Origin of the sequence: Nonomuraea cavernae, assembly GCF_040655715.1 — a bacterium.
Taxonomy (GTDB): Bacteria; Actinomycetota; Actinomycetes; order Streptosporangiales; family Streptosporangiaceae; genus Nonomuraea; species Nonomuraea cavernae_A.
Window position 1 is genome coordinate 91,756 of record NZ_JBFAKL010000003.1, and the last position, 13,420, is coordinate 105,175.

General features: G+C 71.4%; 12 protein-coding genes. 6 read left to right on the top strand and 6 right to left on the bottom strand.

Annotation, left to right across the window (positions count from 1 at the left end):
- The first annotated feature begins 6 nt into the window (after positions 1 to 6).
- Positions 7 to 924, top strand: a complete 918-nt coding sequence (locus AB0I38_RS05740; RefSeq protein ID WP_358462519.1) for a carbohydrate ABC transporter permease — start codon at positions 7 to 9, stop codon at positions 922 to 924.
- Between the two features lie 51 nt (positions 925 to 975).
- On the top strand, positions 976 to 1,821 hold the full coding sequence (locus AB0I38_RS05745; RefSeq protein WP_358462522.1) for a phosphotransferase family protein: 846 nt from the start codon (positions 976 to 978) through the stop codon (positions 1,819 to 1,821).
- 100 nt (positions 1,822 to 1,921) lie between these two features.
- Here the strand turns inward: AB0I38_RS05745 and metE are convergent, their stop codons facing one another.
- Positions 1,922 to 4,195: a 5-methyltetrahydropteroyltriglutamate--homocysteine S-methyltransferase gene (gene metE, locus AB0I38_RS05750; RefSeq protein ID WP_358462525.1), complete on the bottom strand. Its 2,274-nt coding sequence runs from the start codon at positions 4,193 to 4,195 to the stop codon at positions 1,922 to 1,924.
- 83 nt (positions 4,196 to 4,278) lie between these two features.
- Here metE and AB0I38_RS05755 point away from each other — a divergent pair, with 83 nt between their 5' ends.
- A complete protein-coding gene (locus tag AB0I38_RS05755; protein WP_358463229.1) occupies positions 4,279 to 5,115 on the top strand; it encodes a LysR family transcriptional regulator in 837 nt (278 codons plus the stop codon).
- A gap of 27 nt (positions 5,116 to 5,142) precedes the next feature.
- Here AB0I38_RS05755 and AB0I38_RS05760 read toward each other — a convergent pair whose 3' ends face one another.
- Together AB0I38_RS05760 and AB0I38_RS05765 are read right to left on the bottom strand one after the other, a co-directional pair.
- Entirely contained in the window at positions 5,143 to 5,823 is a 681-nt protein-coding gene (locus tag AB0I38_RS05760; protein ID WP_358462528.1) for a DNA alkylation repair protein, read from the bottom strand.
- Positions 5,820 to 6,482, bottom strand: coding sequence for a TetR/AcrR family transcriptional regulator (locus AB0I38_RS05765; protein WP_358462531.1), 663 nt, complete (start codon positions 6,480 to 6,482; stop codon positions 5,820 to 5,822). Before AB0I38_RS05765 ends, AB0I38_RS05760 begins: the two co-directional genes overlap by 4 nt.
- Positions 6,483 to 6,638: 156 nt before the next feature.
- On the opposite strand from AB0I38_RS05765, the gene AB0I38_RS05770 reads away from it, so the two are divergent.
- Both AB0I38_RS05770 and AB0I38_RS05775 read left to right on the top strand, forming a co-directional pair.
- Positions 6,639 to 8,126, top strand: a complete 1,488-nt coding sequence (locus AB0I38_RS05770) for a glycoside hydrolase family 3 protein (RefSeq protein WP_358462534.1) — start codon at positions 6,639 to 6,641, stop codon at positions 8,124 to 8,126.
- A 4-nt stretch (positions 8,127 to 8,130) separates the two neighbouring features.
- Positions 8,131 to 8,802: a pentapeptide repeat-containing protein gene (locus AB0I38_RS05775; RefSeq protein ID WP_358462537.1), complete on the top strand. Its 672-nt coding sequence runs from the start codon at positions 8,131 to 8,133 to the stop codon at positions 8,800 to 8,802.
- 113 nt (positions 8,803 to 8,915) lie between these two features.
- On the opposite strand, the gene AB0I38_RS05780 is transcribed toward AB0I38_RS05775, so the two are convergent.
- Positions 8,916 to 9,578 carry an NIPSNAP family protein gene (locus AB0I38_RS05780; protein ID WP_358462540.1) on the bottom strand — a complete coding sequence of 221 codons (663 nt, stop codon included), beginning with the start codon at positions 9,576 to 9,578 and terminating at the stop codon, positions 8,916 to 8,918.
- A gap of 254 nt (positions 9,579 to 9,832) precedes the next feature.
- Between AB0I38_RS05780 and AB0I38_RS05785 the strand changes: the two genes are divergently transcribed.
- Positions 9,833 to 10,648, top strand: a complete 816-nt coding sequence (locus AB0I38_RS05785) for an ATP-grasp domain-containing protein (protein WP_358462543.1) — start codon at positions 9,833 to 9,835, stop codon at positions 10,646 to 10,648.
- Positions 10,649 to 10,724: 76 nt separating this feature from the next.
- Here the strand turns inward: AB0I38_RS05785 and AB0I38_RS05790 are convergent, their stop codons facing one another.
- Positions 10,725 to 11,471 carry an SDR family oxidoreductase gene (locus AB0I38_RS05790; RefSeq protein ID WP_358462546.1) on the bottom strand — a complete coding sequence of 249 codons (747 nt, stop codon included), beginning with the start codon at positions 11,469 to 11,471 and terminating at the stop codon, positions 10,725 to 10,727.
- Positions 11,472 to 11,573: 102 nt separating this feature from the next.
- The gene (locus tag AB0I38_RS05795; protein ID WP_358462549.1) at positions 11,574 to 12,869 is read right to left on the bottom strand and encodes a DUF2252 domain-containing protein; all 1,296 of its coding nucleotides are present in this window, start codon (positions 12,867 to 12,869) and stop codon (positions 11,574 to 11,576) included.
- Positions 12,870 to 13,420 lie beyond the last annotated feature (551 nt).

Genomic DNA, 13,420 nt, shown 5'->3' on the forward strand with positions numbered 1-13,420 from the left:
CGAGAGATGACGACGACGACCTCCTGGACGGTCGCCAACTCCCGCCGGCTGGCCCGGCGCGAGCGCAGGCGGCGGCTCGGGCCGATGGCGGCGCTGTCGCACGTGGCGCTGCTGCTGTGGACCGTGCTGACCGTGGTGCCGATCCTGTGGACGTTCCTGGCCTCGGTCAAGAGCGAGGACGAGATCTTCGGCGACGCCTGGTCGCTGCCCGCGACCCTCCAGTGGGACAACTTCGCCCGGGCCTGGGAACAGGCGCACATCGGCCAGTACATGCTCAACAGCGTCGTCGTGGTCGGATTCGGCACGTTCGGCACCATGCTGCTCGGCTCCATGGCGGCGTACGTGCTGGCCCGCTACGAGTTCCGCGGCAACCGGGCGGTCTACCTGCTGTTCGTGTCGGGGCTGGCCTTCCCCGTCTACCTGGCGCTGACGCCGCTGTTCTTCGTGGTGCAGAACATGGGCAACGTGCCGCTGGTCGGCCCGTTCATCGGGCTCAACACGCACGCGGGGCTGGTGCTGGTCTACATCGCCTACTCGATGCCGTTCACGGTGTTCTTCCTGGCCGCCTTCTTCCGTACGCTGCCGCAGGCGGTGGCGGAGGCGGCCCTGGTCGACGGCGCCTCGCACACGCGGGTCTTCTTCCAGATCATGCTGCCGATGGCCCGGCCCGGCATGGTGAGCATCACCATCTTCAACGTCCTGGGCCAGTGGAACCAGTACCAACTGCCCCTGGTGCTGCTGCAGGAGCGCGACAAGTGGGTGCTCACGCAGGGCATCGCCGACATCTCGACCGCCGCGGGCTACGACCAGGACTGGGCCGCCCTGTTCGCCGCGCTGACCCTGGCGATCCTGCCCATGCTGGTCGTCTACACGGTTTTCCAGCGCCAGATCCAGTCCGGTCTGACGGCCGGCGCCCTCAAGTAGCCGCCTGGGCCGGGCTTCGCGTCCCGGCCCGGCTGGGCCTAGGCTGCGGGTGTGATCGGCGACATCCACGCTTTGCTCTCCCGCCATCTTCCCCACTACGAGGTGCGCAGCCTTACCGAGTCCGGTCGCGGCCTCGACAACGTCGTGTACGAAGTCAACGGCGAGCTGATCGTCCGCCATGGCCGGGCGGCCGACCCGGAGGCGACCCGGCGTGAGGCCGAGTTGCTGGCCGTCGTCGCCGAGCTGTCCACGCTCCCGGTGCCCGAGGTGGTGTTCAGCGACCCCGAAGCGGCGGTGATCGCCTACGCCAAGCTGCCCGGCCGGTCCCTCGACCGGCACCCGGTGGCCGAGCCCGTGCGGCTCGCCGAGCCGCTGGGCGGCTTTCTCAGCGCCCTGCACGGCGCCGAGCCGGGCACGATGCTCGACCTCGCGCCGCTCGACGCCTACCCCGCGCCGACCCTGCTCCACGACGCCGAGCTCGAATACCTCGACGTCGCGGCGCACGTCCCCGAGCGGCACCGGCCGTTGATCGAGAGCTTCCTCGGCGCGGCGCCGCCGCCCGAGCCCACGTCACCGCGCTTCTGCCACAACGACCTGGGCGCCGAGCACCTGCTGGCCGACCCCGCGAGCGGCGAGCTGACGGGTGTCATCGACTGGACCGACGCCGCGGTGACCGACCCGGCCCACGACTTCGCCCTCATCTACCGCGACCTCGGCCCCGAGGTGTTCGAGCGGACACTGTCGCACTACGACGGCCGCCTCGACGACGCCGGCCGGGCCCGCGTGCTGTTCTACGCCCGGTGCGCCTTGATCGAGGACCTCGCCTACGGGCTCAGCACGGGTCCGCGCCACTACGCCGACGCCGCCCTGGCCCACCTCGCCCACACCTTCGCCTAGCCCGTTCGCTTAGCCGGTTCGCTTAGCCGGTTCGCCGGGCCCGGACGCGCCGGCGCGTCCCGGCGCGTCCGTACGCTCGTGCGGCCGGAGTGCCGCCCGCTCAGCGGCCCGTGCCAGCGAGCTCGGCGCGCAGCCGCCGCGTGGCGGTGGCCATGTTGGCCAGCGCGGCCTCGACCTGCTCGTACGTCCGCGTCTTCAGCCCGCAGTCCGGGTTGACCCAGACCCGCTCGGCCGGCAGCGTCCGCAGCGCCTCGCGCAGCAGCCGCTCGACCTCGTCGGCGCCGGGCACCCGCGGCGAGTGGATGTCGTAGACACCGGGGCCGAGGCCGCGCTCGAAAGCGCCGACCGAGCCGAGCAGCCGGGCCCCCGAGCGGGCCGACTCGATCGTGGTGACGTCGGCGTCGAGGCCGTCGATGGCGTCGAGGATCTGGTCGGCGTCGGAATAGCACAGGTGTGTGTGGATCTGGGTGCGGTCGCCCGCGCCGGAGGTGGCCCGCCGGTAGGCCGCCACGGCCCACTCCAGGTAGCCGGCCCGCGCGGCCTCGCGCAACGGCAGCAGCTCACGCAGCGCGGGCTCGTCCACCTGGATGATCGGGACGCCGGCCGCCTCCAGGTCGCGCACCTCCTCCCGCACCGCGTCGGCCACCTGGAACACCACGTCGCGCAGCGGCAGGTCGTCCCGCGTGAACGACCAGGCGACGATCGTCACCGGCCCGGTGAGCATGCCCTTCACCGGCCGGTCCGTGAGCGAGCGCGCGTGGCGGGCCCACCGTACGGTGATGGGCTCGGGACGGCTCACGTCGCCGTGCAGGATCGGCGGCCGGGTGCAGCGGGAGCCATACGACTGGACCCAGCCGTTCCTGGTGACCGCGAAGCCGTCGAGGTGCTCGGCGAAGTACTGGACCATGTCGTTGCGCTCCGGCTCGCCGTGCACGAGGACGTCGAGCCCGAGCCGCTCCTGGACCCGGATGACCCGCTCGATCTCGCCCTCCACCCGCCGCTCGTAGTCCGCGGCGCTCAGCCTGCCCGCCACCGCGGCGGCGCGGGCCTCGCGCAGCTCGCCGGTCTGCGGGAACGACCCGATGGTGGTGGTCGGCAGCAGGGGCAGCCGCAGGTGCGCGGCCTGCGCCACGGCCCGCACGGCGTACGGCGCGCGCTCGCCGGCCACGACCGGCTGCGACAACGGCCCGGAGCGCGGCCCGGAGAACGGCTCGGAGTGCGGCCGGGACACCGGCTCGGAGTGCGGCTCGGCGGGTGGCCGCGACAGCGCTCCGGCGTGCGGCCGGGGCCGCGCGAGCTGGTCCCCGTCCTCGAAGCCGGACCGCGCCAGCTCCACCACCTCGGCGACCTTCTGCTCGGCGAACGCCAGCCGCGCCTTCAGCCCGGAGTCCAGGTCCGGCTCGGCCTCCACGTCGTACGGCACGTGCAGGAGCGAACAGGAAGTGCTGACCACCACCTGCCCGGCCTGCTCCCGTACGGCGCGCAGGGCGTGCGCGGCCCGCTCCGGGGCGGTCCGCCACACGTCGCGGCCGGACACCACGCCCGCGACCACCGTCTTGCCCGCCAGTGCCGCCAGCCCGTCCAGGCCGCCACGCACCAGGTCCACCCCGATCGCCTCCACCGGGGTGGCCGCGAGGACCGGCAGCGCCTCGCCCAGGTGGCCGAAGTAGGAGGCGACGAACAGCCCCGGCCGGGCGCTCCGCGCTCCGAGCCGCTCGTAGGCGGTCCGTACGGCGGCCAGCTCCTCGGGGGTCCGGTCCGCGACCAGCGCCGGCTCGTCGAACTGCACCCACGTGACCCTCTCGGCGGCGAGCACGGCGAGCAGCTCCTCATAGCAGGCCAGCACGTCGTCGAGGCGGTCCAGCGCGGAGGCCAGCAGCAGGAACGTCACGGGCCCGATGACCACCGGTCGCGTCTCGAACCCCAGCTCGCGGGCCTGCCGCAGCTCGGCGAGCGGCTTGGCGGCGTCCAGCTCGAACACGGTGTCCGGCCCGACCTCCGGCACGATGTAGTGGTAGTTCGTGTCGAACCACTTCGTCATCCGCAGTGGCGCCAGCCCGTCGGTGCCCCGGGCCATGGCGAAGTAGGGGTCCTCGGCCGCCCGATAACGCTCCGGCACCGCGCCGAGCAGCACCGCCGTGTCCAGCACCTGGTCGTAGAGCGAGAACGTGTTGGACGGCAGCCCCTCCAGCCCCAGCTCGGCGAGCCGGGTCCAGGTCCCCTCGCGGATCGCGGCCCCTGCCGCCTCCAGCTCCGCGCGGCTGCCACGGCCGTCCCAGTAGGCCTCCAGGGCCCGCTTCAGCTCCCTGCGCGGGCCGATCCGCGGATAGCCGAGCACGGTGGAGCGCGGAAAACGGGACGGTGAACGGGACATCGTGATGCTCCCTCGATAGGCGGTGGATCGGAGGCATCCTGCACGGCCTCGTCGAGCTCGGGCATCATCTATTCGTGACGCTTATGCTCAGGGAGATCCAGTGCTTCGCCGGCGTGGCCGCCCGGCTCAGCTTCTCGCGCGCCGCCGCCGACCTGGGCATGTCGCAACCGGCCGTCAGCCAGGCCGTCTCCCGGCTCGAACGAGCCACCGGCGTCCGGCTGTTCGAGCGGACCGCCCGCCTGGTGCGGCTCACGGCCGAGGGCAAGGCCCTGCTGCCGTACGCCGACCGGCTGCTGGAGTCGGCGGCCGAGTTCACCTCGGAGGCGGCCCGGCTGACCCGGCCACTCATTCATCTCGCTTATCCATCGCTCATCGGCCCGCTCGCCGCCCGCATCGCCAGGCGGCTGGCCGGCCGCACTCCGGCCATCGGCGTGGAGCTGCGCCCGGCCGGAAGAGGGGCCGCCTCGGCCGCCCTGACGCGCGGGGAGGTGTCGGCCGCCATCCTGGCCACCCCGGCGCCCGCGTCGTTCGTCACGGCGGCCAGGTTCCACATCTCGGTCGACCACCTGGCCGTCCCGGCCGGGCACCCGCTGTGGGCCAGAGCCCGCGTCGCGCCGGACGACCTGGCGGGACAGGTGCTGCTGACCCCGGGCAGGTCGTGGACCGGGCTGCCCGGCCGGCCGCGCGTGGTCGCCGACGACGATTTCGGCGCCGCGCTCGACCTCGTGGCCGCGGGCGCCGGGCTGCTGCCGACCCCGCAGCTGCTGGTCAGGGCCGTGCGCCGCGACGACATCCGGTTCGTCCCGTTCGACGCGGGCGACCTGCGCCTCACCTACGCGCTGGCCTGGTCGAGGGAGCGCGTCACCCCCGAGCTGATGGCGCTCGTACAGGCCGTGCAGGACGCGTTGTGGACTAGGTGACGGCACGCTTCTTCAGCGCCTCGCGGCTTAGGTGATGGGCACGTTCTTCAGCGCCTCGCGCCGGCTCAGCCCCGAGATGCCCTTGGCCCGCACGTAGCGGACCACCTCACCCGGGTCGGTCTTGGCGTACTCGCGCAGCGCCCAGCCGATCGCCTTGCGGGCGAAGAAGTCGTTGTCGGACAGGCTCGGCTCGATGCACGCGTAGAGCAGCGCGGTGTCGGTGCGGGCCTTGAAGCGGTTCTGGCTCAGGATCGCGGTGCGCCGCTTCCACAGGTCGCGGTCGTGCGCCCACTCCAGCAGCATCGGCCGCATGGTGTCGGGGAAGGCGGTCAGCAGCCCGCCGATCCGATGGGTGGCCAGTTCGTCGACCAGGTCCCACCAGGCGCCCGTGACGATCATCTCCTCGTACATCGGCACCGTGTAGAGGGTCTGGAACTCGCGGTAGTGGCGATGACCGCTCAGCTCGACGGCCGCGTAGCGCTCCTCGCGGTATTCGGCCTCGCGCCACAGCTCCAGCACCGCCCGGCGCCACTCGGGCGCGGTGGCGATGCGCCGGCCGGCGAACACCTGCCTGAGCGCCGCCCGCCTAGGCACGGCCTGCACGCCGAGGAAGGGCATCGTGGACTTCATGTACGCCTGCATCGCGGCGGCCTTGCCGGGCTCCGCCGCCTCTCGCAGTGCCGACCGCACCGCATCACCGAGGCTCATGCCCGCTGGCTGGTCCGCTCGCCGGTGGCCAGGCCGTCGAAGAGCACGGTGATGTAGTGCTCGGCCAGCCCGGTCGTGTTGAGCCGCCCACCCGGGCGGAACCAGCGAACCGCGACCCAGATCGTGTCGCGGATCATCCGGTAGGTCAGCTTGGCGTCGACGTCGGCCCGGAACTGCCCGGCCGCCTGGCCCGCCTTGATCTGCGCGACCCACATCTGCTCGACTTCGTCCTCGGCCTTGACCAGGTAGTTGAACCGCTCGAACTGACGCAGGTAGTTCCAGTCGTTCTGCATCACGGTGATCGCGGCACGGTGGGGCTCAAGGGTGCCGAAGCCGATGCGTACCATCTCCGACAGCACGGTGCGCGGGTCGGAGCCCGACTCGAGCGCGGTGCGGTAGCGGGCGATGAGATCATCGAGGAAGGTCGACAGCACCTCGTCCACGATCGACTCCTTGGAGTCGAAGTGGTGGTAGAGGCTCCCGGACAGAATGCCGGCCTCGTCGGCGATGTTGCGCACGGTCGTGGCCTGGAAGCCCTTGCGGGCGAAGAGCTCCGCGGCCAGCTTGACGAGATGGTCACGCCGCTCGGAGGCCGGTCCCGTCGAGCTCGCGCGCCGGCGCTTCGTGGTGGCGGAGCCGGAGTTCTTTCGCGTGGTCACGTTTCCATTATGAGCCCTCGCACAATCGCTTGTTCACCGAAGTGTTCCAGCTCACCCGGTGTTCTCGATGCGACCAAGCGCTTGCTAAATGTGGCCGCCGGACCGGAAGCGGCCGGGCTCTAGCAAATAGGAAACTTTCCTATTAGATTGCGAGGCATGCCCACGAGCGGTGACCTCCTTCGCCTGGCCGACGCCGTGCTCCTCCCCGGCTTCGAGGGGACGACGCCTCCCGACTGGCTCCGCCGGCGGCTCGGCGACGGGCTGGCCGGCGTCGTTCTGTTCTCCCGCAACATCACCGGCCCCGCCCAGGTGGCGGACCTGACGGCCGCGCTCCGGGCGGAGAACCCCGGCGCGCTGGTCGGCACCGATGAGGAGACGGGCGAGGTGACCAGGCTGGAGGTGGCCACCGGCAGCAGCCGCCCCGGTGGCCACGCCCTCGGCGTCGTGGACGACGTGGCGCTCACCGAGGCGCTGGCCAGGGACCTGGGCGACGAACTGGCCGCGGCCGGGATCACCATCGACTTCGCCCCTTCCGCCGACGTGAACTCCAACCCGGACAACCCCGTCATCGGCCTGCGCGCCTTCGGCGCCGACCCGGTGCTCGTCGCCCGGCACACCAGGGCGTTCGTCCGCGGCCTCCAGTCGGCCGGCGTGGCCGCCTGCGCCAAGCACTTCCCCGGCCACGGCGACACCTCGGTCGACTCCCACCACGGCGTGCCGGTCGTCTCCACCGGCGGGATCGAGGACGCACTGCACCCGTTCCGGGAGGCGATCAGGGAAGGCGTCAGAGCGATCATGACCGGCCACCTGCTGGTGCCCGCGTACGACGCCGGGCTGCCCGCCACGCTCAGCCCCAAGGTGCTCACCGGCCTGCTCCGTGAGGAGCTCGGCTTCGACGGCGTGATCGTCACCGACGGGATCGAGATGGCGGCGGTCTCGGGCAGGCACGGCATCGGCGGCGCGTCCGCCCGCGCCATCGCCGCCGGGGCCGACGCCATCTGCGTCGGCGGCGAGCGGGCCGGCGAGGCGACCGCCACCGAGGTGCGCGACGCTATCGCCGCCGCCGTCACCCAGGGGCTGCTGCCCGAGGAGCGTCTGGCCGACGCCGCTCGCAGGGTCCGCGAGCTGGCCGCCTGGACCACCTCCTCGGGCGGTTCGGGCCGCGTCGTGGACCGGGACGGCCGTCTCGGTCTCGCCGCCGCCCGCCGCGCGATCAGGGTCACCCGCAGGTCGACGGCCGCCGTGCTGCCGTTCACCGGCCCGGCGCGGGTGATCGAGCTGGCCCCCGAGATGAACCTGGCCATCGACGGACGCACCCCGTGGGGCGTGGGGGAGCCGCTCCGGCGGCTGTTGCCCGGCACCCACGTCACCAGGCTCACGGCGGGCCAGGCGACGGGCGCCGAGATCGAGCGGCTGATCGGCGAGGCCGCCGGCCGGCCGCTGGCGATCGCGGTCCGCGACGCGCACCGCCACTCCTGGCAGGCCGAGGCGCTGCGCCACCTGCTCAGCGCCCGCCCGGACGCCGTGGTGGTCGAGATGGGCCTGCCCGAACGCTCCGACCTCGGCGCCGTGCACATCGCCACGTACGGCTCCGCCCCCGTGTGCGGCCTGGCGGCCGCGGAGGTGATCACCGGTAGCCTCTGAGACCGTGAACTTCGACGGCGAAGACCTCTCCCACGCCTCCCTGGCCGATCGGCTGGGGCCGGACGAGACCCACACCTTCCGCTCCTGCGACCTCACCGAGACCGACCTGTGGGGCGCCTCGCTGGCCGGCGCGCGCTTCGAGTCGTGTGTGCTGGAGCAGACCGACTTCCGCAAGGCGGACCTCGACGGAGCCTCCTTCACGGGCGGCGGCGGGATGGGGATCAGGTTCGTCGACGCCGACCTCGTCGACGTGACGTTCACCGACGTCGACCTGTCCGCCGCACAGTTCGGCGGGGCGCTGCTGACCGACGTCTCCTTCACCGGCTGCCGGCTGATCGGCGCGTCGCTCACCGGCTCCCGGGGCACCGGCTTCAAGGTCAGCGGCTCCAACCTGACCATGGCCAACCTCGGCGGCTGCTCGCTGCGCGGCGAGTTCATCGAGGGCGTCCGCTTCGACGACGCCGACCTGTCGGGGTGCGACTTCACGGGGGCCACGTTCAGCGACTCCCGGCTGCGTGGCGCGAGGCTGCTGAAGACCGTCTTCGCCAAGGCCGACCTGCGCGGCGCCGACCTCGGCGACTGCGACGACGACCGCGTCCGGGCCCTCGCGGGCGGCACGATCAACCACGCCCAGGCCGCCGCCATTCTCGCCGTCCGCGGCATCACTGTGATCTGAGCCCTGGCCGGGCCGTCAGCGTGGTCTGAGCCCTGGCTGCGGCGTCAGCGTGGTCTGAGCCCTGCCCGGGGCGTCACCGTGATCTAGTCCTGGCCGGGGCGGCGGCTCCGTGGTCAGCGCAGGGCGGAGCGGGCCGTGGGGGCGAGGCGCAGGCGCTGCGGCGGGGCGGTCAGCCGGCCCTCCAGCATGGGCAGCGGCACGTCACACTCGTCCTCGGGCCGGTCGAAGCGGGCGAACCACACGAACACGTTCTCGCCGGTGCGCACCGGCAGGGCGGAGAAGGTGTTGGCCGCGTGCTCGCTCTCAAGGCAGGCGACCGGCGGCACCCCGGCCTCGTTCAGCACGGGCCGGACGTGGTCGGCGAAGAAGGCGGAGAAGCCCTCGCCGACGTGGTAGATCGTGGCCACGTAGCGTGAGGACGGCAGGGCGGTGGCGCCGACGGGCGGCCGGTCGGTGGCCGGGAACGGGTCGGCGGATCCGCCCGCGGGACGCAGGAGCAGGACGTTGTCAGAGTCGATCATGGTGTCGTTGGCCGCGTCGCGGTTCGCCTTCCAGATGGGGCCGCCGTAGAAGGTGCTGAGGGCCAAGCGCCGAGACTCCATGTCCGGAAATTTCCGTATCCAGGAGAACATGTCGGGTGCATCCAGGTCGCGGAACTGGGCGACCACCCCCATGCCCGCCTCTTCCTGAGACTCGACGAACTCCCTCTCGAACAGCTCGATCAAGGTCTCACGTCGTCCAGGCCGCAACGTGTACTGGCGTAGCTCATAGATCATGCGCCCGACCCTAGGGGCGCCCTGCTGACATCCTCTGTCAGCGATCAGATGATCGAACAATATTCTGGTCACGTATGGTGATCGAAGTTCAACGGTTGGTTATAGGATCGCCATGACCTTGATTTACGGACTGACCTTTGGTCAAGGCGGCGGTGGATGTGAGCGGAGGGGCTGACGTGGTCGGCAGGTCGCGGATCCGGTGCGGGCGCCAGGCCCGATGCGGCTCGCCTTCCGCTGCGGTTAGCATCACCCGGATGACTACCTGCGCATATGTGACATTCGACGACCGTGACGACCATGATGACGAGCTTGAGCCGGCCCTGGCCGCCTGGCGGGAGGCGGGCCTCGACGGCCGTGCCGAGCGCTGGGACGACCCCGCGGTCGACTGGAGCGCCTACGACGCCGTGGTGGTCCGTTCGGTCTGGGACTATCTCGATCGCCGGGCCGGCTTCCTGGCCTGGGCGCGCCAGGTGGAGAGCCGGACCCTGCTGCTCAACCCGGCCTCGGTCCTCGAGTCCAATACCGACAAGACCTACCTGCGCGACCTGGGCGTGCCGATCGTGCCCACCCACTGGTCGGCCGAGCACCTGCCGGTCTGGCCCGACTACGTGGTCAAGCCCGCGATCTCGGCGGGCGCCCGCGACACGATCAGGACCACCGACCGGGCCCGGGCCGAGGCCCACGCCGCCCTGCTCCAGACCGGCGGCCGCACCCCCATGGTCCAGCCCTACCTCGACATGGTCGAGTCCGAGGGCGAGACCTCACTCCTCTACTTCAACCGCCGGTTCAGTCACGCGGTCCGGCGCACTCCGATGCTGTCACCGGGGAGGTCAGGCGCGGACCACGTCAGGGCGGAGCCGCGCACCCCAGCACCGGACCAGGTCGAGCTCGCCGAGAAGGTGCTTGCCGCCATCCCCCAAGCCCTTCTGTACGCGCGGATCGACCTGGTCCGGCTTCCCGACGGCAGCCCCGTGGTGATCGAGGTGGAGCTGACCGAGCCCTACCTGTTCCTGCGCTATGAGCCCAGCGCCCCGGGCAACCTCGCGAGGGCGCTGCGCGAACTGATCTGAACGAGTGGGTCTACGGGAGTCCTGACCCTGAACGTGCCGGCCCTGAACACGCCGGCCTGAATGTTCGCCGCGTTCGTCAGCAGGAGATGCCGCCGTCCACCGGGATGATCGTCCCGGTGAGGTAGGCGCCGGCCCGCGAGGAGAGGAAGATCGCCGCCCCGGCCATGTCGTCGGGGCGGCCGATACGGCCGAGTGGCACGCTCGACGAGACGAGTTCGCGGGTCGCCGGGTCATCCAGCGCGAAGGCCATCATCTTCGACGGGAACGGTCCGGGCGCGATCGCGTTGACCGTGATGTGCTCGGGCGCGAGCTGTCTGGCCAGGTGCCGGGTCAGCATGTGCACGCCCGACTTGGCGGCCGAGTAGGCGTAGTTCTCCATCGACGGCACCCTGATGCCGTCGATGGACCCCACGTTGACCACCCGGGCCGGGTCGTCGGCGCTCGCGGCGGCCCGCAGCTGTGGCAGGAACTTCTGGGTCAGGTAGAAGACGCCCTTGACGTTGATGTTCCAGAGCTTGTCGAAGGCGTGCTCGGGATATTCCTCCAGCGGCGCGCCCCAGGTGGCGCCCGCGTTGTTGACCAGCACGTGCAGGGGACCGTCCACGGCCGCCACGAGCGCGGCCACGCCCTCGGGCGTGGACAGGTCGGCGGGCACGCCGACACAGCCGAGCTCGGCGGCGGTCTTCTCGACCTCGGGCATCTTGCGTGCGGAGATGTAGACGGTCGCGCCGGCCTCGACGAACCCGGCCGCGATCATGCGCCCGATGCCCCGCGATCCACCGGTGACGACGACGGTCTTGCCTTCCACCGAGAACAGAGTCATGTTCGGGAGCATGCCATACCGACTGGTCGGTCGCTAGCCGGAATCCTTCACCCGCAGGCCCGGCAGCCCGCGGAGGTGCGCTGAATCGACCCCGCTCGGCCGTCACACTCCGGGGAGGCGGCCGTTGCGGAACAGGTCGACGAACGTCTGATGGTCTTCCCGGGCCTGGGCCCCGTACCGATGCGCGAAGTCCACCAGCATCGCGATAAAGCCGGACTTGTCGTCCTGGACCACCGCCACGATCGACTCCTCCGTCGAGAAGTCCACCAGGTCGTGGCTCGACTCGTCGTCGGCCACCGCGTGCATGCGCGCCACCGCCCGCCCGAGATCCCGCATGATCGACTGGAGCTCGTCGGGCTCGTTGACGTCGTCCCAGTCGAGGTCGGCGGAGTAGGGCGAGACCTCGGCCACGAGCTGGCCGACGCCGTTGAGTGTCGTGTAGCCGAGCCACGGGTCGGCGTAGGCCTGCAACGCCCGCTGGGACTCGGCGGTGCGATGCCCCTGGTGCCGGAAATATCCAGACACCTTCTCGTCCGTGATGTGCCGCGCCACCGCCGGCACCTGCGCCTGCTTCATGTAGAGGATCACGTCGTTCTCCAGCGCCTGCGAGCGCCCCTCCAGCAGCAGGTTGTACGAGGGCAGCCCGGCCGACCCGATGCCCACCCCCTTGCGCAGCGCCACGTCCTTGATGACGTGCTCGACCGGGTTGGACTGCCCCGGCAGCGTCGTGAGGTAGTCGTCGAACGCCGCCAGCACGGCCGAGCGGGTCGCCCGGTCGACCGGTTCACGCCCCTCCATGATCGCGAAGCGCCGGTCGTAGGCGTCGATCACGGTCTCCACGTCCAGCATCGCCACCCGGGTGCTCAGCCGGGCGGTCTGCAGCACGCGGTGCAGCACGCCGGCCGTGGTGTCGATGGTGAGCGACCCGATCGCGTCGTCCCCGCCGTGCGCGATCCCGGTCAGCTCGGCCAGGTACGCGGTGCCGAACCCGGCCACGAGCGCGCCGATCACGTCGTCGGACAGTGCCTTGGCGTAGCCCATCAGCGCCACGCTCGCCGCGAACCGCTTGAGGTCCCAGGTGTAGGGCCCGACGTACGCCTCGTCGAAGTCGTTGACGTTGAACACCAGGACACCGGAGGCGTTCATGTAGGTGCCGAAGTTCTCCGCGTGCAGGTCGCCGTGGATCCACACCCGGCTGGTCACCGGGTCGAGGTAGGACGGGTCCGCGAACGCATCGGTCAGGTCGGCGTAGAACAGGCAGGCGCTGCCCCGGTAGAACGCGAACGGCGAGGCCGCCATCTTCCGAAATTTCCGTCTGAAAGCCGCCGGGTCGCTCTTGATCGAGTCGCCGAACTCCGTCATCAGCACGTCGAGCAGGTACGTGGAGCGTGTGAGCATATCTGGACGGTAAGCCGCCCGACTGCTCTCGCCCACCCTTTGGCGACCTGTTCAGGGGCGTGGCGCTGAGACGTCCGCGCCGGTCACGCCGACGGGCGTCGCCGCCGCCGAGCGCGGCCACGGGGGGAGGGGCTCACGCGGGCCGGCTGGACGCCCACGGATGCCGGGGAGAGGATCGCGCGCCCTGGCGGGCGTGGGGGACCCGCCAGGGCGCGCTTCCTGCCCCATGCGCGGTGACGCCAGGACTCCGGCGAGGGATGGAGTCCTGGGCCGTTGGTTCGCGCACGGAGTCGGTGAGGGAGCGGGGAGACTCCGCCTGCCGGTAACGTGCGGCGATGCGTCGTGCTGTGCCTGCCGGGACGCCGATGCGGTGCGTATCGCCGAACCCCTCCTCGTTCCAGGCAACGGGACAGTTTTCGCACCACACGGTCGGCTCGGTCGGCACGGAGTGCACGAACGTGCCACGACCATTGCTCTGGTGGGTGTGGCTGAACCCCTGGCGATGCGACGCGTAACGCAGTAAACGTGTTGCATCGTGTGGGTCATGCCAG